17 protein-coding genes are annotated in these 21892 nt (G+C 76.1%); 5 read left to right on the top strand and 12 right to left on the bottom strand.

Going from position 1 to position 21892, the window contains the following annotated elements; genetic code table 11:
* Positions 1-31 precede the first annotated feature (31 nt).
* Together ACZ6Y7_RS07435 and ACZ6Y7_RS07430 are read right to left on the bottom strand one after the other, a co-directional pair.
* Positions 32-1252, bottom strand: a complete 1221-nt coding sequence (locus ACZ6Y7_RS07435) for a damage-control phosphatase ARMT1 family protein (RefSeq protein ID WP_465756872.1) — start codon at positions 1250-1252, stop codon at positions 32-34.
* A 78-nt stretch (positions 1253-1330) separates the two neighbouring features.
* A complete protein-coding gene (locus tag ACZ6Y7_RS07430) occupies positions 1331-2527 on the bottom strand; it encodes a serine hydrolase domain-containing protein (RefSeq protein ID WP_465756871.1) in 1197 nt (398 codons plus the stop codon).
* 368 nt (positions 2528-2895) lie between these two features.
* Between ACZ6Y7_RS07430 and ACZ6Y7_RS07425 the strand changes: the two genes are divergently transcribed.
* Complete coding sequence (locus ACZ6Y7_RS07425; protein WP_465756870.1) at positions 2896-3270, top strand: hypothetical protein; 375 nt, start codon at positions 2896-2898, stop codon at positions 3268-3270.
* A 368-nt stretch (positions 3271-3638) separates the two neighbouring features.
* Here the strand turns inward: ACZ6Y7_RS07425 and ACZ6Y7_RS07420 are convergent, their stop codons facing one another.
* Positions 3639-4955: a type III PLP-dependent enzyme domain-containing protein gene (locus ACZ6Y7_RS07420; RefSeq protein WP_465756869.1), complete on the bottom strand. Its 1317-nt coding sequence runs from the start codon at positions 4953-4955 to the stop codon at positions 3639-3641.
* A gap of 266 nt (positions 4956-5221) precedes the next feature.
* Positions 5222-5530 carry a WhiB family transcriptional regulator gene (locus tag ACZ6Y7_RS07415; RefSeq protein ID WP_465756868.1) on the bottom strand — a complete coding sequence of 103 codons (309 nt, stop codon included), beginning with the start codon at positions 5528-5530 and terminating at the stop codon, positions 5222-5224.
* Between the two features lie 864 nt (positions 5531-6394).
* Here ACZ6Y7_RS07415 and ACZ6Y7_RS07410 point away from each other — a divergent pair.
* Positions 6395-6781 (top strand): hypothetical protein, encoded by a 387-nt coding sequence (locus tag ACZ6Y7_RS07410; protein ID WP_465756867.1) that lies wholly within the window; start codon positions 6395-6397, stop codon positions 6779-6781.
* Between the two features lie 97 nt (positions 6782-6878).
* Positions 6879-7235: a nuclear transport factor 2 family protein gene (locus tag ACZ6Y7_RS07405; protein ID WP_465756866.1), complete on the top strand. Its 357-nt coding sequence runs from the start codon at positions 6879-6881 to the stop codon at positions 7233-7235.
* 61 nt (positions 7236-7296) lie between these two features.
* Here the strand turns inward: ACZ6Y7_RS07405 and ACZ6Y7_RS07400 are convergent, their stop codons facing one another.
* Positions 7297-8799: an MFS transporter gene (locus ACZ6Y7_RS07400; protein WP_465756865.1), complete on the bottom strand. Its 1503-nt coding sequence runs from the start codon at positions 8797-8799 to the stop codon at positions 7297-7299.
* 334 nt (positions 8800-9133) lie between these two features.
* Between ACZ6Y7_RS07400 and ACZ6Y7_RS07395 the strand changes: the two genes are divergently transcribed.
* Positions 9134-9385 (top strand): amphi-Trp domain-containing protein, encoded by a 252-nt coding sequence (locus ACZ6Y7_RS07395; protein WP_465756864.1) that lies wholly within the window; start codon positions 9134-9136, stop codon positions 9383-9385.
* A gap of 106 nt (positions 9386-9491) precedes the next feature.
* Here the strand turns inward: ACZ6Y7_RS07395 and ACZ6Y7_RS07390 are convergent, their stop codons facing one another.
* The 4 genes from ACZ6Y7_RS07390 to ACZ6Y7_RS07375 all read right to left on the bottom strand — a co-directional run bounded on the left by ACZ6Y7_RS07390 (position 9492) and on the right by ACZ6Y7_RS07375 (position 14263).
* On the bottom strand, positions 9492-10823 hold the full coding sequence (locus ACZ6Y7_RS07390; protein ID WP_465757013.1) for an RNA polymerase sigma factor: 1332 nt from the start codon (positions 10821-10823) through the stop codon (positions 9492-9494).
* Entirely contained in the window at positions 10796-11215 is a 420-nt protein-coding gene (locus tag ACZ6Y7_RS07385) for a YciI family protein (protein ID WP_402212068.1), read from the bottom strand. The genes ACZ6Y7_RS07390 and ACZ6Y7_RS07385 overlap by 28 nt, the downstream gene beginning before the upstream one ends.
* 184 nt (positions 11216-11399) lie before the next feature.
* Complete coding sequence (locus tag ACZ6Y7_RS07380; RefSeq protein WP_465756863.1) at positions 11400-13241, bottom strand: hypothetical protein; 1842 nt, start codon at positions 13239-13241, stop codon at positions 11400-11402.
* Between the two features lie 446 nt (positions 13242-13687).
* On the bottom strand, positions 13688-14263 hold the full coding sequence (locus tag ACZ6Y7_RS07375) for a TetR/AcrR family transcriptional regulator (RefSeq protein ID WP_465756862.1): 576 nt from the start codon (positions 14261-14263) through the stop codon (positions 13688-13690).
* Positions 14264-14404: 141 nt separating this feature from the next.
* Between ACZ6Y7_RS07375 and ACZ6Y7_RS07370 the strand changes: the two genes are divergently transcribed.
* A complete protein-coding gene (locus ACZ6Y7_RS07370; protein WP_465756861.1) occupies positions 14405-15142 on the top strand; it encodes an SDR family oxidoreductase in 738 nt (245 codons plus the stop codon).
* A gap of 137 nt (positions 15143-15279) precedes the next feature.
* Here ACZ6Y7_RS07370 and ACZ6Y7_RS07365 read toward each other — a convergent pair whose 3' ends face one another.
* The 3 genes from ACZ6Y7_RS07365 to ACZ6Y7_RS07355 all read right to left on the bottom strand — a co-directional run bounded on the left by ACZ6Y7_RS07365 (position 15280) and on the right by ACZ6Y7_RS07355 (position 21892).
* Positions 15280-18171: a condensation domain-containing protein gene (locus tag ACZ6Y7_RS07365; protein ID WP_465756860.1), complete on the bottom strand. Its 2892-nt coding sequence runs from the start codon at positions 18169-18171 to the stop codon at positions 15280-15282.
* Positions 18168-19976: a non-ribosomal peptide synthetase gene (locus ACZ6Y7_RS07360; protein ID WP_465756859.1), complete on the bottom strand. Its 1809-nt coding sequence runs from the start codon at positions 19974-19976 to the stop codon at positions 18168-18170. The genes ACZ6Y7_RS07365 and ACZ6Y7_RS07360 overlap by 4 nt, the downstream gene beginning before the upstream one ends.
* Before the next feature lie 65 nt (positions 19977-20041).
* Complete coding sequence (locus ACZ6Y7_RS07355) at positions 20042-21892, bottom strand: amino acid adenylation domain-containing protein (protein WP_465756858.1); 1851 nt, start codon at positions 21890-21892, stop codon at positions 20042-20044.

Below are 21892 nucleotides of genomic sequence, written 5' to 3'. Positions count from 1 at the left end.
TCGGCGCCCGGCACGATCCGCCGGCCAGGGCCTACGGCCGTGCGTCGACCTGGACGACCGCGTGGCGGCCGCTGGTGCGCCACGGGACGCCGGTGCCGTCGAGCCGGGCGACGGTGGCGGCCTCGACACCGACGATCACGTCCGACTTCAGTGTCCGCAGCGCGGCGACGGCCGTCGGGAAGTGCCCCGTCACCTCGGTGAAGGGGGTGGTCGGCGGCCAGAGTCGATCGCCGACCAGGCGGCGGTAGTTGAGGTCGCCCTTGACGACCGTCAGGGCCGCGCCCGCGAACTCGGCCCGGAGGTCGGCGGGCAGCTCGTGGAACGGCAGCGGCGCGCAGAAGAACGGGTGGGTGCGGACCACCAGCGCGCCGCCGCCCATCGCCCGCCACAGCCGCTCGCCGACCGCTGCGGCGGCGGCCACGTGGGCGCCGCGGAGGCGTTCGAGCGCGGCGAGGACGTCGGCCATCGTCGCGTCCGAGACGAAGTACGGCTGCGGCTTCACGTACAGGACGACCTGCGCCGCCAGGCCACGGGCGAGCAGGTGGTCGATCAGCACCAGGTCCGGCAGCAGCTCCCGGCCGGCGTTGTCCGCGACGACGCACACCCGCCCGCCTGCCGCCCGCTCCAGCGCGGCCCACAGCAGCGCCCTGTCGTCGGCGACCAGCTCGGACGCGGCCGGCCCGCCCGGCTCGGCCGTCATCCCGAAGCTGAGGTCCGCGCGGTTGCCCCAGAGCGCGGAGGACAGCAGCGCGTCCGCCCGCCGGGCCGGCGGCAGCCCGTCGAGTCCGCCGAGCGCCGCCAGTTCCTCGTCCACCGCCGGCCCCGCCAGCTCGGCCGCCTTGAACGGCGCGAACGGGTCGACGCCCCGCCAGGCGCCGGGCCGGAAGTACCCGGTGGCCTCCAGCAGCCGGCGGTAGAAGTAGCTCTCCGCCCACAGGAACGGCGCCTCACCCCACGGCCGGCCCCACAGCCCCTCGCCCCAGGCCGGCCACCGCTCCGCGTCCCCCGCGGCCTGCTCGTTCCGCGCGTCCGCACCCAGCGGCTCCAGCACACCGACGGTGCTCTCGGCGAGCAGCCGCTCGACCGCCTCCCGCTCGGCGGGGCCGTACGGCAGGGCGGCGAGGAGCCGCCGGACCAGCTCGGGGTGGCGTTCGTGGAAGACCCCCCAGGCGAAGGACCCGGGGACGTCGCTGCGGATCACGGGCGCGTTCGACACGGTGGGGCTCGGCTCTCTCTCGTCGTCCTCGGGCATGGCCTCGGGCGGCGGCAGGCCGCCGCCGAGCCGACCCTACGCGGGAGCGTGCGGACGGCGGGCGGACGGCGGGCGTGGTCAGGCGCCGGGTCGGTCCGCCGAATCCGGCGGACCCGCCGGTCCCGACGCGGCCGGGGCCGGTGTCGGGAGGCCCAGGGCCGTGCGGATCTCGGCGACCAGGCGGGCGTCCAGGCCGGGCAGCGTCATCCGGGTCTTGACCAGGGCGAAGGAGAACCCGGTCGCCGGGTCGGCGAAGGCCGTACTGCCGCCCGACCCGGTGGTGCCGAAACCGCCCGGCGGGCGCACCGGTGGTGACGAGCTGTCACCGATCACGAAGCCGCGGCCCATCGTCCAGGTGATCCCCAGCGACCGGTCCGTTCCGCTCGCCCAGCCGGTGGTCGCCGCCCGCAGCGTGGCCGCCGAGAGCAGCCGGACGCCGTCCAGCTCTCCGCCGCGCGCCAGGGCCGCGTACAGCCGGGCGGCGGCACGGGCGGTCATCGTCCCGTTGGCGGGAAGCGGTGTGCGCCGGACGTCGGCACGGTTGGCCAGCTCCGCCACGGGCAGGACGCCGCGCGGGGCGCAGTCGAAGAACGGCGAATCGGCGGGCATCCCCCGCAGCCGCGCCGCCCAGCCGCCGTCCTGGCAGGTGGCCAGGCGCGGCAGCAGGTGCTCGGGGGTGTGGAAGAGCAGGTCGTCGGCGAGGCCGAGCGGGCCGGCCAGTTCCTCGCGCAGGAGCCGGTCGCAGGTGCGGCCGGTGGCGCGGCGCAGGATCTCGGCCAGCAGCAGGCCGTACGTCCAGGCGTGGTAGCCGATCGCGCTGCCGGGCTCCCAGCGCGGGCGCTGCCCGGCGAGCCAGTCGGCCATGGCCGGCAGGTCGAGCAGCCGCTCGGGCGTGGTGTCCGCCGGAAGGTGCGGGAGCCCGGCGGTGTGGGTGAGCACGTGCCCGAGCGTGACCGTTTCCTTCCCCGCCGCGCCGAACTCCGGCCAGTACCGCGCCACCGGCGCGTCGTACGCCAGCACCCCCCGGTCCACCAGCACGGCGACCAACGCCCCCGCCACGCCCTTGCCGGTCGACCAGGCCGGCACCAGGGTGTCGGGCCCCATCGGCCTCCCGTCGGCCGGGTCGGCCGTGCCCGCCCAGGCGTCCACGACCACCTCGCCGTCCAGCCGGGCGGCCACCTGTACGCCGGTCTCCGCGCCGGAGGCGGTCAGTTCGGCCAGGACCGCCTCGACGCGCCGCTGCGCCGGGTTGTCCGGTACTGTCCCGGTCTCCATCGCACGCCCTCCCCTTCGTTTCCCGGCACGCGGCTGCGGCCGTCACGGGGGTTCAACTCGACGACCGGTCCGCTTGGTTCCTGGCCCGGGCCGCCCGCAGGATTCGGGCCGCCGCCCGGGGGTACGGGCGGCGGCGTGGTACGGAAACGGACCGAGGGGGCTGGAGTGGACTGCGCGGTGGGCGGGTGGTGGCGCCGCTGATTCGCCCACCGTCCACCCCCTTCCGTGCCACCTCTCCCCTCCTCCGCCGCCGCGCGGAACGGAGCACCGCCGGGCGCCTGCCCGGCCGCGAGGGGCCCGGCGGATAATGGCCGGGACCGCGGGCCGAGGGCGCCCGCGGTGTCGATCGACGGAGAGGCAGCGGACCGATGACCCTGGAGGAAGGCCGACGTGTCAGGTTGGCCGAGGACCTCGCGATCGGCGAGGCGGTCGCCGGGGAGCACCGGGCCGTCGTCGGGTTCCTCTCGCTCGGCGCCGGGATCGAGGGCACCGTCGAGCGCGTGGACGGGGAGCTGCCGGAGAGCCACGAGGTCCGCGAGTACCAGCGGCTCAAGGCGCTCTTCGAGGACTACGGGCACACCATGCCGACGGCCAGCCGGGAACGGCTGGAGGCGGAGCTCGCCGCGCTGGAACCGCAGTGGGCGGCGTACCGGGAGCGCGGGAAGCGGGTGACGGTCCGGGTCCGCTGGGACAACGGCTTCGTGCTGGACGAGGTGCACCAGGACGTCCTCGCCCCGCTGTGAGCGCGGCCGTCCCGACGTGACGACCGTCCGGACCGCGCGGTGTCCGCCGCGCGCGGTACGGTTCGTAGCCTCACAACGGGAGGCTGCGCATGAGTCGTTGGGGATTCGGAGCGGGCCGGGCCGCGCTGCGGCGGCGCCGGGCGGAACGGCAGCGCCTGGCGGCCGACCAGGGCTGGGACTTCTCCGAGGAAGTCGGCGTGGACGGATAGGGCACCGGCTGAGCCCGGACGGGGACCCCGTACACTCACCCACCCGCCCCGGGCGGTGGACGGTGGACGCCGCCCGTCCGCCGGGCCCGGGCGGACGTACGGGGTCTCCGGGCGCGAGCGGTGGCGGCGCGGACGCGGTTCAGCCGGCGCGGACGCGGTTCAGCCGCCGGTGCGCCGCAGCAGGTCCTCGACGGTCTGCGCGCGGCGCAGCGTCTCGAAGCGCACCCGCCCCTCGCCCGTGACGGTGGCCCCGTGCACGGCGGGCTCCAGCAGGCTGTTGTAGGAGAACGGGGTCGAGGTGTAGTAGGCCCCGGTGTCCAGCAGCGCGACCAGGTCCCCCGGTTCCAGTGGCGGCAGCGGCCGGGCCTCGGCGACCAGGTCCCCGGCGAAGCAGGCGGGCCCGGCCACGTCCTGCTCGACCGGGCGCCCGTGCTTGGCCGCTCCGGTGGCGTCGTGCGCGGTGATCCGCAGCGGCCAGGAGTACGGCGCGAAGACCGTCCGGGTGGCCACCTGCACCCCGGCGGAGGTGATCGCGATCGCCCGGCCGCCGGCGGTCTTGGTGTACTCCACGTACGCGGCGGTGAAACCGCTCTTGGCCAGCACGGAGCGGCCGAACTCGGTCACCAGCCCGAACTCGCCGGAGAACAGGGCGGGCGCGTGCGCCCGCAGCCGCTCGACGTACTCCCGGTAGTCCGGGGTCATCCGGTCGCGGGTGAAGTCGACCGGCAAGCCGCCGCCGATGTCCAGGCCGACCACCTGGTGGCGGCCCAGTTCCCGGTTGATCCTCCGGGCGAGCGCGACGGTCGCGGCGACGCCCTCGGCCATCAGGTCCACCGAGCAGCCCTGACTGCCGACGTGGCAGTGCAGCCGGGCCAGCCAGGGCCGGTCCCGGAAGGCGGCGACCAGCCGCTCGGTGTTGCCCTCGTCGGACAGCGCGATGCCGAACTTCGAGGTCGCGGTGGCGGTGCTCATCGGCCCGATGGCGCCGACGCCGATCTGCGGGTTGACCCGCACCCCGATCGTCGCGGCGGTCCGCCTCGCCGCCACCAGCTCGTCGACCCGGGCCAGCTCCTGCCAGTTGTCGACGTTGACCGCCACCCCGAGTTCCAGCGCTCGGGCCAGGTCGCGGCGGGTCCTGGCCGGGGAGTCGAAGACGATCCGGCCTGGCTCGAACCCCGCAGCGAGTGCCTGGGCGAGCTCGCCCGGGCTCGCCACCTCGCAGCCCATGCCGAGGGCGCGCAGCCGCGCCAGCACCGGGACCAGGCAGTTGGCCTTGGCCGCGAAGGCGTGCAGCACCTCGGCCGGGCCGGCGAACGCGCGGTGGAGCGCGTCGACGGTCGCCGCCACCGCGTCCAGGTCGAGGAAGCCCGCGAGCCGCGCTTCCTCCGGGTCCAGCAGCCCCTCGCGGACCGCCGCGCGGAGGAGCAGCTCACGGCGCTCGGGGCCGTACGGGGCCGTCGGCTGGGGGTTCGCCATGGTGCACGCTCCGTGTGGTCGTCCCGGTGGTACTCGTCTCGGCCGTACCTCCAGACTGCCCCGCGGCGATACGCCCGTCCTGCGCTCGCGCCCGGGACGCCCAGGGGGCCACCGCACCGGGCCGCGCCGGACCGCGGGCGGGGACTCGACCACGTCGTTCCCGCAGCGACCTCCTGACCCGGCTCCGCCGCCCGAACCGCCTCCCGGCTCGGCCCGTTGGGCGGCATCGGGCCACCCGGTCGAGACCGCGGCGACCGGACGTGCGGTCAGGCGGCCGTCGCGGAGGCGCGGCGGCGACGGCGGCGGGCGGCGATCATGCGGCGGCGTTCGTCCTCCGTCAGACCGCCCCACACGCCGTACGGCTCGCGGACGTCGATGGCGTACTGGCGGCACTGGGCGAGGACCGGGCAGCGGGCGCACACCGCCTTCGCCAGCTGCTCCCGCTGGTGGGCCGCGGCACCCCGTTCATTGGCCGGGTGGAAGAAGACGTTGCTGTCGACGGTGCGGCAGGCGCCCTCGAACTGCCAGGACCAGCGGTGCTCGAAGGCTCCGGGCAGGCGGGTCAGGTCGGACACGATGTGCTCCTTCCGAGTGACGCAGTCGATTCCGCCCGCTCGTCTATCCCGATTCGCCGGGTGCATGCGAATCCGCTCCGATGGATGTCAACCATTCATGGCAGCAAGGGACTTGTCGAACACACGAGCCGACGGGGAATGCCCGATCCATACGCGGGGGCGGAGGTTCACCGGGGACGGGGGTTTGAGGTGCGGGGCGGGGTGAGGGCGGCACCGGCGGCCGGATGATCGGGGGATGGACCATGCTGCGGGGCCGCCCTCGCCGCCGCTCCCGGCGATCCTGTCGCCGCTGATCCCGATTCCGCTCATCCCGTGGCCGTCGATGCCGCTTCCGGTGCCACCCCGGCCGCCGCACATCCATCCCCCCAGCCCGCCGCAACCGCCGCCACCGCCGGAGCTGCCGGAGCCCCCGCAGCCGCCGCCGACCGCCTGTCCGGGCCCGACGACGTCGGCGAGCCCCTCGCCCTCACCGTCGCCCGCGTCGCCCGCGTCGCCCGCGTCGCCCGGGCACCCGTCACCCACCCGGCCGGCGCCCGGCTCCGCAGGCGCGGCGCCCTCACCGTCCCGGGTGGAGCCCCCGGCGGCGCACCCCGGCGCCGCGGCCCCGGAGAGCACCGCCACCCGTGCGCCCGCCGTAATCCCGCCCGCGTCCAGGCCCGCGCCCGCGCCGGTCCCGACCGGAAGCGTCACCGCGGCCGCCACCACGTCGACGGTCGCCGCTCCACCGCCCGAGGGGCCGGGCGGGCCCGTGGTGCCGGTCATCGCGCCCACCGTGTGGGCCACCGTCGTCGTCCTCACCGTCCTGGTGCCGGCCGCACTCGCCGCCGTCCTCGGCCACCACCGCCCGCCCCTCAGGAGCCGCCGTTGAACCCCGCACCGCTGATCGCCGCCGTGGCCGCGGCCGTCCTGGCCGCCGCCGCCCTCGCCGTAGGGCACCGGCTCCGCCCGCCCGTGCCCGAGGGCCGGCCCGCGCCCGAGCCGCACGCCACGCTCGCCAGCATCGGCTCCGGGCTGCTCTCCGGCTTCACCCTGCTCACCGGTTTCCTGATCGCGACCGGCTGGGCCGCCCACAGCACCGGCATCGCCCCGCCGGGCGGCCTGTATGTCGCCGACCTGGCGGCGGGCGCGGCCGTGCTGCTCTACCCCGCCCTGGCCGGACTGCCGTTCACGCCCCGCTACGTGACGGCGGTCTGCCTCTTCGGCCTGCTCGTGGGCTACACGACGGCGCTGGCGATCCAGCTGCGGCCGTAGGCCGTGTGCGGGAAGGTGGAGGACGGGCCTGCGCCCACCGCGCCCGCACCCCTCCCGATCGCCCGCACCCGCCCGTCGGCCGAACCACGGAGATCCTTTGAACGACAGCCCCGACAGCCCCGAGAGCCCCGAGAACGTCGTCCGCGCGGCGTTCCGCCACTACCGGTCGCAGGACCGGGATGCGGCCCTGCCCCTGTACGCCGACGACTTCACGTTCACCAGCCCGCAGGACGACCACATCGACCGGGACGCGTTCTTCCGCCGGTGTTTCCCCACCGCCGACCGCTTCACGGAGCAGCGGCTGCTGAACGTGACGCCCGCCGACGGCGACCTCGTCTTCGTCCACTACGAGTACGAGCTCACCGCCGGCGGCCGGTACCGCAACGTCGAGGCGATCACGGTACGCGACGGACTGATCCGGGAGGTCCGGGTCTACTTCGGCGGCCGGGCCTGAGGAACCCGGGAGGCCGGCGTAAGGGGTCCGAGAGGCCGGGAGGCCGGGCCCATGGAGTCGGCTACCCCTTCGCCGGTGCCGCCGGGACGGCGCTGAGCGGTGCGGCCAGCGACTCCAGGCTGCGCCGCTCCGCCTTGACCCCGAGGACGGCCTCCACCAGTCCGGCCAGGGTCATCAGGGCCGCGCCGATGCAGAAGGCGAGCGTGGTGTCCGAGACCTTCCCGCTGCTCACCAGGCCGTTGAACAGCAGCGGCCCGGTGATGCCGCCGACGGCCGTGCCCACCGCGTAGAAGAAGGCGATCGACAGGGCCCGGGTCTCCAGCGGGAAGATCTCACTCACCGTCAGGTACGCCGAACTGGCCCCGGCCGAGGCCAGGAAGAGCACACCGGTCCAGCAGGCCGTCATCGTCGTGGCGGAGAGGTCGCCGCGCTGGAACAGGGCGGCGGTGGCGAACAGCAGCACGCCGGAGCCGATGTAGGTGCCCGCGATCATCGGCTTGCGGCCGACGGAGTCGAAGAAGTGCCCGAGCAGCAGCGGACCGAGGAAGTTGCCGACCGCGATCACCGCGAAGTAGTAGCCGGTGTCGCCCTCCGCCACGCCGAAGTAACTGGTCAGGATGACGGCGTAGCCGAAGGTGATCGCGTTGTAGAGGAACGCCTGGCCGATGAACAGCGCCAGCCCGAGGACGGTGCGCCGCGGGTAGCGGGCGACGACGGTGCGCGCGATCGTGACGAAGCCGAGGGCCGCACGCTCGCGGATCCGGATCGGCTCACCGGTGACCGGCGGCAACGGCTCCCCGGTCGAGTGCTCCATGGCCCGCTCGGCCTCGGCCACCACCTCCTCGGCCTCCCGTGCCCGGCCGTGGGTGAACAGCCAGCGCGGACTCTCCGGGACGTGCCGGCGCACCAGCAGGATCACCAGGCCCAGCACCACCCCGATCCCGAAGGCGAGCCGCCAGCCGAGGCCCGTGGCGAACAGCGAGGTGTCCAGCAGCGCGATGGAGGCGAAGGCGCCGATCGCGGCGCCGACCCAGAAGCTGCCGTTGATGACCAGGTCGATCCGTCCGCGCACCCGGGCCGGGATCAGCTCGTCGATCGCCGAGTTGATGGCCGCGTACTCGCCGCCGATGCCGAAGCCGGTGAAGAAGCGGCAGAGGAAGAAGAACCACGGCGTCCAGGACAGCGCCGTCAGCGCGGTCGCGGCGAGGTAGACGGCGAGGGTGAGCATGAAGAGCTTCTTGCGGCCCAGCCGGTCGGTCAGCCAGCCGAAGAACAGCGCCCCGGAGCAGGCCCCCGCCACGTAGACGGCGGCCGCGACGGTGGTCACCTGGCTGGTGGAGATGGCGATGCCGCTGCCGTGCTCGGCCAGGCGGGCCGCCATGTTGCCGACGATCGTCACCTCCAGGCCGTCGAGGATCCAGACGGTGCCCAGCCCGATCACGATCCGCCAGTGCCACGAGGACCAGGGCAGTCGGTCGAGCCTGGCGGGCACATCGGTCTCCACCACGCCCGGCTCCGGCCGGTGTTCGTCCCGGTGCGCGGGTGCCTTCGCCGGATCACCCATGACATCGTCTCCTCCCGTTCGTCCTGTCCCGCCCCTCGGGCGGGCCGGGCGAGGTCGTCCGCCTCCCGTCCGTGACGTTCGGCGACGGGCCACCGCGGTGTGTCATCGCCGTCGCGCCCGTCGGCCGTCGCGGCGCGGGACCGCGTGACGTCCGGACCCCGCCCGCCCTGCCGTCTGCCCGGAACCGGCGCGCCCATTCGCCGCGGCCGCAGCCCCGCCACGGCGGCATGGGCCCGGGCCGCGACGCCCGTCACGCTCCGCGCCACCGGGACGGCTGCCGGCAGCGGCGCGACAATGGGAGGCGACCCTCGTTCCCACCGGCTCTGGAGGCGTCGTGAAGGACCTTGAGTTCGAGCAGAAGCGCACGCTGTCGCGCGCCGAGGCCGCCGACCAGCTGGAAGCCCTGGCGGCCGCCCTCAGGCGCGGCGGACAGGCCGAACTGGAGCTCGGCCCGGGGAAGTTGACCCTGCGGATCCCGGACGAACTGCACACCGAGATCGAGGTGGAGCTGGAGGACGGAAAGTTGGAGCTGGAGGTCGAACTGTCCTGGCACACGGGGCGGTCGGACCGCGCCGCGGACGACTGACGGCCGATGTCCCGGGCCCGCGGCGCACGGCTGACGGCGCGCGACGGACGGGTGACGGGTAAGGGGTAACGGGTAACAGCGGTGGCCGGAGGCCCGGCCACCGCCGTCAGCCCAGGGCCGCCGCCTTGCGCAGCAGCACCGACCGCTCGCGGGTGTTGCGGCACAGCCGGGCGGCCAGTTCCAGTTCGGCCCGGGCCTCGGTGGTACGGCCGAGCCGGGTCAGGAGTTCGCCGCGCACCGTCGGGAGCAGGTGTGACCCCGACAGGCGGCCGGAGGCGACCAGGTCGTCGACCAGGGACAGCGCCTCCTGCGGGCCGTTCGCCATCGCGACGGCCACGGCCCGGTTGAGTTCGACGACGGGCGACGGCGCCACCCGGCCGAGCGCCTCGTAGAGGAGCACGATGCGCTCCCAGTCGGTCTCCCCCACCGAGGGCGCGGTGGCGTGGCAGGCGGCGATCGAGGCCTGCAGACCGTACGGGCCGAGGCCCCGTCCGAGGGCCGCCGAACGGCCGAGCGCGGCCAGGCCGCGACGGATCGCCGAACGGTCCCAGCGGCGGCGGTCCTGGTCCTCCAGGAGCACCGCCTCGCCGTCGGGCCCGGTGCGGGCCGGGAAGCGCGAGGCGGTGAGCTCGAACAGCGCGAGCTGGCCGTGCACCTCCGGCTCGGCGGGCAGCAGTGCGGCCAGCGTCCGGGCCAGCCGGACGGCCTCGTAGGCGAGGTCGGGGCGCAGCAGGTCGGCACCGGCCGTCGCCGTCGAACCCTCCGTGAAGATCACGTACAGCACGCTCAGGACGGCGCCGAGCCGTTCGCGGCGCTGCTCGGGCGGCGGCAGCTCGAAGGGCACCCGGGCCGCGGCGATCGTCTTCTTCGCCCGGGTGATCCGGGCCTGCACGGTCGGGACGGGCACGAGGAAGGCGCGGGCGATCTCCTCGCTGGACAGGCCGCCCACCACGCGCAGCGTGAGCGCGACCCGCGCCTCCGGCGGGAGCACGGGGTGGCAGGCGGTGAACATCAGCGCGAGGACGTCGTCGTCGACCCGGTCCGGGTCCCACGGCAGGTCGTCCGTCCGCTCCGGCGCGGCCGACGCGCCCGAGCTGAGCTCGCCGTCGGCGAGGGGGCCCGCGAGCACGGCGTACCGCTCGTCCAGCGCCGACTTGCGGCGGAAGGCGTCGATGGCCCGGCGCCGGGCGGTGGCCAGCAGCCAGCCCACCGGGCTGGCCGGCTCCCCGTCGCGCGACCAGGCGACGAGGGCCTCCGCCAGGGCCTCCTGCGCGACGTCCTCGGCGAGCGCGAAGTCCCCGGTGTAGCGGGCCAGCGCGCCGACGATCCGGGCCGACTCGATCCGCCAGACGGCCTCGACGGCCCGCCGCGCCGACTCGGCGATCGGCGGGCCGTCGGTGGCCCCGGCCGTCACAGCTGGCCGGTCCGCTCGCGCCAGGCCCGCTCCTTGACGATCCACTCGTTGTCCTGCGGGAACTCCTCGATGCCGGGCACCCGGCGGACCTCGCACTTCGACCCCGGGAACGCCGGGAGCCGCTTGGCCCACTCGACCGCCTCCTCCTTGGAAGCGACGTCGATCAGGTAGAAACCGCCGAACAGCTCCTTCGTCTCCCCGTACGGCCCGTCGGTGACCACCGGGGTCTCCCCGGCGAAGTCGACCACCACGCCCTGGGACGGGTCGTCCAGGCCCTCGGCGGCGACGAGCACGCCCGCCCGGATCAGCTCCTCGTTGAAACGGCCCACCGTTTCGAGCATCTCCTCGAAGGGCGTCTCCATCATCTTCGCGACGGACTCGTCCGTGCCCCGCATGATCAGCATGTACTTCGCCATGGTCTGTCTCCTCGTTCGGGGGGTCGTCTTCCGACCCTCTCACTCCCAGGTCGAACGGCGCGGCCGCGGATCGACACGGGGGACGGATTCCGGGCCATTTTCTTTCCGATGTCTTCCGGCGGCCTTCCGGCGCACCGCATCGGGGCAGGTCGGCGACGGGCAGGGACCTCTGTGGTCAGTACATCTAGCCCTGGACGCGCCCCTGCAGCTGCCGGGACAGCTCCGCGACGCAGGCCGCGAGCTGCCCGGTGGTCAGCCGGGCCGGATCCCCGCCGCAGTCGCCCGCAGGAGCGGGCGGCGGTGCGGAGGACGGCTGGCCGGACGGCGGGGAGGACGGCTGGCCCGACGGCTGGCCGGTCGGGGCCGGGGTGCCGGGCGCGGGCGCCGGCTGGCCGCCGCCCGGTGCGGTGATGTTGCCGTTCAGCGACACCAGGTTGGGCGTCACCGTGGCATCGCCCGACAGGTCGATGTAGTCCTGGGTCTGCCCGTTGAAGTCCACGAAGCCCCGCCACATGTCCCGGCCGAACGGGACGATCTCCTGCAGCGCGCCGCCTTGCCCCGCGCTGATGGTGATCGAGGTCTGCTGCGCCATGTACGACACCATCCGGCTGGCCAGCACGTCCAGGTTCACCGACGGGCTGTCGTCGCCGCGCACGTACACGTGCAGGTCGTTGAGGCCGCCGCCGGCCCGGTCGGCCTGCACGACGGCGAACGCCACCACCAGTTGCGAGGAGCTCTCCCGCGGCACCAGCGGCGTCACGTAGTACAGGTGGCCGTCCGCCTTCGAGCGCAGCAGGAACTCGCCCGGGTTGCCCGCGTTGGTGGACGCCGAGGTGTGGGAGTAGCCGAAGCCTCGGTCGTCCTTGGCACCGCGCCCGCCGAGCCACTGCACCTCGTGGATCTGGTCCCGGACGACCGAGGCCGGGTACACCCCGCCGGGGAGGTCACCCGGTGCCACCTCGGCCCGGTAGGTCAGGTTCGGGCGGCCGTCCGGCGAGCCGCGCAGGACCAGCACCCCGGCGGGCTCCAGCACCGTGCGCTGCCGCCAGCCGGTCTGCCGCGCCACGGAGACCACCACCACCGGTTGGGCGGTCCGCGGGTCGGCGCCGTCGCAGTAGCCCCAGATGTCCTGGTCGCTGTAGACGAGAGCCGGGAACCGCTCGGCGAGCAGGTTGCGCAGGCTCACCGCCCCCGTGCCGGCGAAGGCCCGGTCGAAGGCGTGGTCGCCGCGGAACGCGCAGGTGGCCACGGAGTTGGAGCGGCCGTCCCAGACGGCGATGCCCTCCATCGGCTGCTCGCCCGAGCCGTCCAGGACGGCCGTCCACACCCCGCCGCCCTGGGAGGCGTCGGGCAGGTAGTGCAGGCTGTGCCCCATCAGGTGGACGCCGGAGGTCAGGCCGGCACTGTCGGTGAGCGCCTTGGTCGCCGCCGCGTAGGAGGCGGTGCGCGCCTCGAAGTCGAAGTCCGGCATCGGTGCGGTCTTCACGCAGGCCGGCACGTCCGCGCCGCCCACCAGGTCGCAGCGGTCGCCGTCGCCCGGGCGGGCGTGCTCGGTCACCGGCAGTACCGAACGCGGGGTGCCCGCGCCGCCGGCCGGGACGTCCAGCACGGTCGCCGCCGCGTAGAAGCGGCCCGCGTCCTTGTCGTCGTCCCACAACCCGGTGCCCACCCGTACCAGCGAGCCGACCACCGCCAGCACCGTCACCGCCAGTGCCAGGCGCGCCCGCCACCCACGGAACCCCGCAGCGGACTGCTCGGCGACGTAGGCGACCGCGCCCACCGTGCCGCACAGCCCGATCGCGACCCAGATCCAGAACAGCGGCGTCGCGTCGAGCGGCCCGCCGTGCGGGAACAACTCCTGCCGGACCAGCAGCACATAGGTCTGCGCCTGCTGCCCGAACCCGCCGAACACGACGTCGGAGACCAGCCACCCCAGCACGCCGACCAGTGGCATCCACAGCCACCACACGGCCAGGGCCACCACCCCGCGCCGCACCGCACCCCGCCGGACATCACGCTCCGTCACACGCCCCCCTCTCCACTCCCACCGCCCACTCCCGCACCACCGGCCCCGGCGTGAGGCCGGCCTCCGATGCTACGCGTCGGCCCACCCCGCCCGCTCGGGAAAACGCCCCAACCCCCGGAGCCCGGCGGGCGGTTGGTGTACCGCCGGCGCAGCTCCCGGGGCAGCGGCGCCAGGGCCCGGGGGGAAGGACCGGCGGTCCGGGGGGCGGCGGCACCGGGGCCGGAGGCGGGACAACCGGGGCACGAACCGATACGGGCACGGCCCGCAGTGCCGTTGGCGGAACGACGGGCCGGTCTGCGGACGGGATGACGGCGCCGCCCCCTGGCCGGGGCGCGTCGGGGCGGCAGCCGACCGCCGTCGGGCGCTCCCACCGTGGATCCGGCCCCGGCGACAGGCGGAGGGCTTCCCGGTCGTCCCGGGCTCCCGGGAGCGGCCCCGGGCGGGGGTCACGGACGGGCCGTCAGCCCGTCCAGGGTGAGGTCCAGCAGGCGTTCGGCCCGTTCCCGCTGGTCGGGTCGGGCCGAGGTGAGGGCGATGCCTTCGAGGGCGGCCAGCATGTCGGCGGGGCTGATGTCGGTGCGGATCGCGCCGGCGGCGGCGCAGGCGTCCATCAGCTCGGTGAGGGCCCGTCCGATCATGTCCCGGCTCCGGCCGTGCGGATTGCCGCCGGTCGCGGCGATGGCGCGCAGGGCGTCGGCCATCCCGGACTTGGCGGCGACGTAGTCGAGGAAGAGCCGCGTCCAGGCGAACAGCGCCTGGAAGGGCGGCTGGGCGGCGAGCAGGCCGGGGACGGCGTCGCACAGCTGCGCCACCTCCTGGCGGTAGACCGCCTCGATCAGCGCCTCCCGGGTGGGGAAGTTGCGGTAGAGCGTGGCACTGCCGACGCCCGCCGCCTTCGCGATGTGCTCCATCCGGGCGTCGAGCCCGTCCTCGGCGTACACCCGCACCGCGGCCGCGAGGATCTTGTCCCTGTTGCGGCGCGCGTCCGCCCGCAGCGGGCGCTCTGAGCTGCCGTCGGTCACCTGTCGTCCCTTTCCCGTCCCACGGCCCGGTTGCCAAGCGGGGAGTTCCCCACTTAGCGTAAGCGGAGAGATCCCCACTTGCATTCCCCCGTGCATCGTAGGTCAGCGCTCGACCTGCGCCCCACCGAGAGGACGCCGCCCGTGTCAGGAATCGAAGGCAAGGTCGTGGCCATCACCGGCGCCGGCAGCGGCATCGGAGCCGAGACGGCCGTCCACCTCGCCCGGAAGGGTGCCCGGCTCGTGCTCGGGGGGCGCCGCCGGGAGCGGCTGGACGAGGTGGTGTCGCGGATCACCGCCGACGGCGGCAGCGCCGTCGGGACCACCGTCGACGTGACGCGCCGGGAGGACCTGCGGCACCTCACCGCGACCGCGCTCGACCGCTTCGGCCGCCTCGACGTGCTGGTCTCCAACGCCGGCACCATGGCGGTCTCGCCCTTCGACGAGCTGCGCCAGGACGACTGGGACGCCATGGTCGCCACCCACATCACCGGACTGCTGAACGGGATCGCCGCGGCCCTGCCGGTCTTCCGGCAGCAGCGCTCCGGCCACTTCGTCAACGTCGCCTCCACCGCCGCCTACGTCGTGAAGCCACCCCAGGCCGTCTACGCGGCGACCAAGGCGGCGGTGAAGGTGCTCACCGAGGGCCTCCGCCAGGAGTCCGGGCCCGACCTGCGCGTCACCCTCGTCTCCCCGGGCTTCACCGACACCGAGGGCGTGGGCAAGGGGGCGAGCCCCGAGGTGGCGGCCGCGCTCGCCCGGCAGCGCGCGGAGATCGCCATGCCGCCCTCCGCCGTCGCCGCCGCCATCGGCTACGCCGTCGACCAGCCCGAGGGCGTCGACGTCAGCGAGATCGTCGTCCGCCCGACGGCCCAGGGCTGACGGCCGCCTGACCGGCCCCGGGCGCGCTCGTCGCGGATGGTGAGCGGGGGCGGTCCGCGCGGCCGGTCGCGGGCCGGCCGCCGGGCGGAGGAGTCCGCTGCCCGGGGACTCCTCCGCCCGCGGTGGGGCGGGGCCGGTCAGCCGACCATGGCGGCCAGGACGGTGCGCCAGTCCTCGCCCGGCTCGGGGGTGAGCGCGGCGGCCAGGGTGTCGGCCCGGTAGCGCCAGGGGCGGCGCAGTTCGTCGTCCGCGTCGGGAGCGACGAGCAGCGGGCTGTCGGAGCCGAGCAGACGGACCAGCTCGGCCGTGAAGTCCGCCCAGGAGACGTGTCCGGTGACCGCGTTGACGACCCGCCCGGCGGCCGGGTGGTCGGGCACCGCGCAGGCGGCGAGCGCCCGGGCCAGGGCGGCGGCGTGCACCCAGGAGGCGCCGTACCAGCCGGCCGCGGCACCCGCGGCGCCCACGGTGTCCGCCGTCTCCGGCAGGCGGATCGGCCGGCCGGCCAGGGCGGCCTGGTAGAGGTCGCCGGTGGAGCCCCAGCGGAGCTGGTCGCGCAGGCGGTGGTGCGGGCCCCAGACGATCGGGGCGCGCACGGCGGTGACCGGGCCCCGGCCGTCGGCGGCGGCCTCGAAGAGGATCCGCTCGCAGTCCAGCTTGGCCTGACCGTACGCGGTGACGGCCGCGCCGCTCGGCGCCCCCTCGGGGACCTCGGTGCGCTCCGGGCGGCCGTAGGCGTCGATGCTGCTGACGAAGGCGAAGGGGCCGCCGCGCCAGCCGTCCACCAGCGCGCGCATGGCGGCGACGTCGGTGGCGTGGTCGGTGAAGGTGCAGGCGGAGTGGATCACCGCGTCCGCGCCCTCGACCGCGCGCCGCAGGCTGTCCGGGTCCGCGAGGTCGCCCTCCACCACCTCGGCGCCGTTCAGGGCGGGCAGGTGCGCGGATTCCGGGCGGACCAGCACCCGCACCGGCCGGCCCTGGGCCATCAGCTCCTGGAGGACGGCGGCGCCGACCCCGCCGGTGGCGCCGGTGAGCAGGACGGTGCCGGTGCGGGGGCGGGTGTGCGGGCGGGCGCCGGTACGGGCCAGGGCGGCGCGGCGCTCGTCCTCGCGGCCGGCCAGCAGCGCGGCCAGGGCGCGCGGGGTGCGCTGCTCCAGGATGTCGAGGCCGGTGAGCGGCAACCCGGTGCGGGTGCGCAGCCGTTCGGCGAGTTGGACGGCGACCAGGGAGTGGCCGCCGAGGGCGAAGAAGTCGCCGTCGGCGGGCGGGGTGGTGCCGAGCAGCTCGCCGAAGGCCGTCCGGACGGTGTCCAGCGGACCGTCCGCCGACGGGCCTTCCCCCGACGGGCCGTCCGCCGACGGGCCGTCCGTCCGCGGGCCGTCCCCGTGGGCCTGGACGCCGGGCAGCCGGGCGTGGTCGACGGTACCGTCCGGGTGCCGGGGGATGCGGTCCACCAGCGTGACGGCGAGCGGGAGTTCGGCCGACCCGAGGCGTCCGCGCAGGGCGGCGCGCAGCTGGGAGCCGGACGGGGCGACCGGTCCGCGGACCACCGCGAAGGCGAGCGGCGGGCCGCCGGCGCGCTCGGCCACGGCGGCCTCGACCACCGAAGGATCGGCCGACAGCCCTGCCACCACCGGGTGTTCGGCGGCGGTCAGCGGGCTGCCGGGGAGCTCGGACAGCCGCGGGTCCGCCTCCCCCGCCACGGCGGCGAGCACGGCGGCGAAGGCGTCGAGCAGCCGCCGGGCGGTGGCCTCGTCCAGCGCGTCCCGGTCGTGCTGGACCAGGCAGCGCGGCTCCGGGCCGTCCTCGACCAGCATGGCCAGCCCGAACTTGGCCAGCCCGAGGTCGAGTTCCACGTTCTCGGAGTCGATGCCGGGCAGCGTCAGCGGTGCGACCGGCTGGACGAGGTCGCAGGTGACCGAGAGCAGCGCCGTGCCGTCCGCGCCGCGGGCCGCCGCGCCGAGCCGCTCGACCACGAGATCGAAGGGCACGTCGTGGTGCCGCTGGGCGTCGAGGAGTTCGCCGCGCACCGCGGTCAGCAGCTCGGCGAAGGACTCCTCGCCGGACGCGTCGACCCGGACCGCAAGGGTGTTGACCGCCAGGCCGACGGTGTTCCGCAGCTCGGGCCGGGCCCGGTGGCCGCTCGCGCAGCCGAGGACGAGGGCGCCCTGCCCGGTGGCCGTCCGCAGGGTGGCGAACGCGGCGGCGAGCACGACGGTGAACAGCGTGGCGCCGTGCCGGGCGCCGAGCCCGCGCAGGCCGTCCACGACGGCCGGGTCCAGCGGCGCGGCGTGCAGCGCGGCGCGGCGCTCGCGGGCGCCGGGCGGGACGGGCCGCAGCAGCGCCGGCGGGCGGGCCCCGGCCAGCCGGAGGGCGAGGGTGTCGGCGGCGGCCGTGAGTTCGGCGTCCCGGGCCCGTTCCTGGCGCGCGTACTCGGCGTACGAGGGCCCGGGCGCCGGGAGTTGCGGTGCCACGCCGTCGCGCGCGGCGGCGTAGAGCGCCGCGAGGTCGGCGGCCAGGACGGGCAGCGAGCCGCCGTCGACCGCGATGTGATGGATCGTCAGAAGCAGCGTGTGGTCCTCCGGTCCGTGCCGCAGCAGCAGGGCGCGCAGCACCGGGCCGGTGGCGAGCTCGAACGGGCGGGCGGCCTCGGCGGCGAGCTGTTCCGCGGCGGCCTGCTCGGTCCTGGTGTCGACCACCGGCAGCGGTACCGGGGTGACCGGGTCGACCTGCTGGTACGGCTGCCCGGCCCGGCGCGGGTAGCGGGTGCGCAGGACGGCGTGCCGCTCGGTGAGGCCGGTGATCGCGCCGGCGAGGGCGACCCGGTCGAGCGGGCCGCGCAGCCGGGTGGCGATCGGGACGTTGTAGAGGGCGCCGCCCTGGCCGAGGTGGTCCATCAGCCACATCCGCTGCTGGGCGTGCGAGAGCGGGGCGGGGCCGTCGGCCACCGCGGCGGGCCGCGGCGCGGGGGCGGTGGCGTTCCGGCGGCTGCGGGCGCGGCGCAGCAGTTCGGCCTGGTCCACGGCGCTCATCGGGCCGCTCCCCGGGGTGCTTCGGCGCCGCTCGGCCCGTCGGCGGCCAGCAGCGCCCGTTCGAGCAGCTCCGCCTGGCCGGCGATGGTCGGGTGGTCGAGGAAGTCGGCGAGCGAGAGCTCGACCCCGAGGTCCTCGCGCAGGTCGTCGACGACCCACATGGCGAGCAGCGAGTGGCCGCCCTCGGCGAGGAAGTCGGCGGCCGGGTCGGTGATCGGCCGCTCCAGGGCCCGGCTCCAGGCCTCGGCGACCACCTGCTGGATCGGGGTCAGCTCGCCGCCCCCGGAGGGGCGCTGCCCGACCGCGTCGTCGGCGGCCAGGGCGCGCCGGTCGACCTTGCCGGAGCCGGTCAGCGGCAGCGCGTCGAGCACCGTCCAGACGGTGGGCACCAGGTGGGCGGGCAGCCGCTCGGCGAGGCGGGCGCGCAGCGGCTCGACGGCCTGGCCGGCGCCCTCGGCGAGGACCAGGCAGGCGGTGAGGGCGGCGTCGTGCTGCCCGGCCCGTCGGACCACGACCGCGGCCTCGGCGACCTCGGGGAGCTGCAGCAGCGCGTGCTCGATCTCGCCCGGTTCGATCCGGTAGCCGCGCAGCTTGACCTGCTCGTCCGTCCGGCCGTGGAACTCCAGCGTCCCGTCCGGGCGTTGGCGCACGAGATCGCCGCTGCGGTAGGCCCGCCCGACCTCGGGCAGTTCGCGGAAGCGCTCGGCGGTCAGCTCGGGCCGGTTGAGGTAGCCGTGGGCGAGGCGGTCGCCGGCGATCCAGAGTTCGCCGACGGTGCCGGTCGGCACCGGGGCGAGCCGCTCGTCCAGGACCAGGGTGCGGGCGCCGCCGAAGGGCCGGCCGATCGGGACGGGCCCGGCGCAGTCGGCCGGGGTCACCCGGTGCAGGGTGGTGAAGGTGGTGGCCTCGGTCGGCCCGTACACGTTGACCAGTTCGAGCCACGGGAAGGCGCGCAGCACGGCGTCGGCGTGCTCGGGCGAGAGCACCTCGCCGCCGACCGCCAGGGTGCGCAGGACGCCGAAGATCCGGGACTGGCGGGCGGCCAGGTGGTGGAAGAGGGCGCTGGTGAGCAGCAGGGTGGTGACGCCGAACCGCTCGACGTCGCGGCCGAGTTCCTCGGCGGTGGGCCGGTCGGCCGGGGAGACCGCGACGGCGGCGCCCCGGGCCAGCGGGGCCCACAGCTCGAAGGTGGAGGCGTCGAAGGTGACGGCGGAGTGGAACAGCACCCGGTCGCGCGGGCCGACGGCGATCGCGTCGGGGGCGGTGACCAGGTCGGCGACGGCGCGGTGCGGGACGAGCACGCCCTTGGGCCGGCCGGTGGAACCGGAGGTGTAGAAGACCAGGGCGGGAGCGGCCGGCTCGGCGGCGTCGGGCAGCGGGCCGGCCGCGTCCGGATCGGTGCCGGGGCCGGTGTCGGGGCCGTACTCGGCCAGGACGAGGGTCCGTTCCTCGGCCAGTCCGGCCTCGGCGAGCATCGCCTTGTCGCCGAGGACGAGCTCCGCCCCGGCGTCGGCGGTCATCTCGGCGATGCGCGGGCGCGGGTAGGCCGGGTCCAGCGGGAGGACGTGGCCGCCGGCGCGCCAGATCGCGAGCTGGGCGACGACCAGGCGGGTGGAGCGGGCGCAGAGCAGGCCGACGGCGCTGCCGGGGCCGATCCCCCGCTCGGTCAGCACGGCGGCCAGGCGGCCGGCGGCGTCGAGGAGTCCGCGGTAGGTGAGGACGGTGGAGCCGTCGGTCACGGCGAGCGCGTCGGGCTGCCGTTCGGCCTGCCGGGCGATCAGCGCGGGCAGGGTCGCGGTGGTCATGGTGGTCCCTTCCGGGCGCCCCGGCGGTACGGGCCGGGGCGCCCTGCTGAGGTGGTTCGGGAGGGTCAGGCGGTCGCGGTCGGGGCGGCCAGCCGCTCCTCGACCAGTCGGGCGACGGCCCGCAGGTCCGGCTGGCGCAGCACCAGGGGCGCGCGCAGCCGTATCCCGTACTCGCTGTCCAGGGCCTCCAGGAGCCGGGCGGCGGCGAGTGAATTGCCGCCCGAGGCCAGGAAGTTGTCGGTGGGCCCGAGGTCGGCGCGGCCGATCAGCTCGCGGCAGAGCTTGAGCACGGTGCGCTCCACCGGGGTGTCGCCCTCCTCGGCGGCGGGCTCCGGCTGCGCCTCGGCCAGCAGGGCCCGGCGGTCGACCTTGCCGTTGGCGTCGAGCGGGTAGCGGTCGACCAGGCGGACGGCCGAGGGCACCGCCTGCTCGGGCAGCCAGGGCCGTACGGCGTCGAGCAGCCGTGCCGCGGCCTCGCCGGCCGCCGCGCCGGCCGCGAGGGCCGCCTCCGCGGGGCCGTCCGTGACGCCGCTCGCGGGGCCGTCCGCGGGGCCGTCCGCGAGCTGGACGAAAGCGAGCAGCCGGACGCCGCCGGTCGGTGCCTGCTCGGCGGCGACCACCGCCCGGCGCACCGCCGGGTCGCGCTCGAACGCGGCCTCGACCTCGGCGGGTTCGATCCGGACGCCGCTGACCTTGACCTGGTCGTCCAGCCGGCCGTGGAACTCCAGCACCCCGTCCGCCCGCATGACCACCCGGTCGCCGGTGCGGTAGACCCGGTCGGTGCCGTCCACGCCCTCGGGTGCGGCGACGAAGCGGCGGGCGGTCAGCTCGGGGTCGAGGTACCCGGCGGCCAGGCCCCGGCCGCCGATCCGCAGTTCACCGGCGGTGCCGCGGGGCACCGGCCGGCCGTCCTCGTCGGTGACGAGCACGACCGCGCCCGGGATCGGCAGCCCGATCGGCGGGGCGCCGGCGCCGTGGTCGCCGCCGGGGGCCATGGTGTGCACGGTGGTGGTGACGGTGGCCTCGGCCGGGCCGTAGGCGTTGTGGACGCTCGCGGTGACGTCCGGCCCGGGGGCGCGGCGCAGCCGGTCGCCGCCGATCGTGAGGTGGCGCAGCGCCAGGCCGGCGGGCCACGGGCGGCCGAGGACGGGCTCGGCGAGCGGGGTGGGCAGGATGGCCGCGGTGATGCCGGCCTCGCGCCACCACTCGGTGAGCGCGCCGGAGTCCCAGCGGACGGCCTCGGGGGCGACGACCAGGGCGGCGCCGGAGGTGAGACCGGCCCACAGCTCCATCAGGTGCGGGTCGAAGGCGACGCCGATCAGCAGGCTGTGCCGCGCGCCGGGGCCGAGTCCGGCCAGCTCGCGGTACCACTGCAGCAGCGCGCCGAGCGCGGGCTCGGTGACGGCGACGGCCTTCGGGGTGCCGGTGGAGCCGGAGGTGAGCACCGCGTAGTGGGTGCCGACCGGGACGGGCACCTGCTCGCAGGGGGTCAGTGCGGCCACCACGCCGGCGGTGGGCAGGTCCAGCGGCAGTCGTTCGCCGCCGGGCGGCAGCAGGGCCGGCTCGCCGACCAGGCAGGCCGGGCGCAGCTGCTCGGCGACGGCGCGCAGCCGGTGCTCGCCCGGGCGGGGGCCGAGCGGCAGGTGGACGGCGCCGAGCTTGGCGGCGGCCAGGGTGACGGCCACCAGCGACACCGAGTGGCCGAGGCAGACGCCGAGCAGGTCGCCCGGGCCGACCTTGCCGCGCAGGGCCTCGGCCGTTCTGTCGGCGAGGCGGTCGAGTTCGGCGTAGCTGTACGTCCGCTCGCCGTCGATCAGGGCCGGGGCGTCCGGGGTGCGGTGCGCCCAGGTGGTGAACAGGTCGAGGACCGCGCCGTCCTGGTGCGGACGGCCGTGCCCGATGCTCAGGGGTTCCAT

This window comes from Kitasatospora sp. NPDC053308 (genome assembly GCF_055585785.1).
Note: the sequence above shows the minus strand (reverse complement) of the source record. Positions and strands in the feature narration are given on the sequence as shown.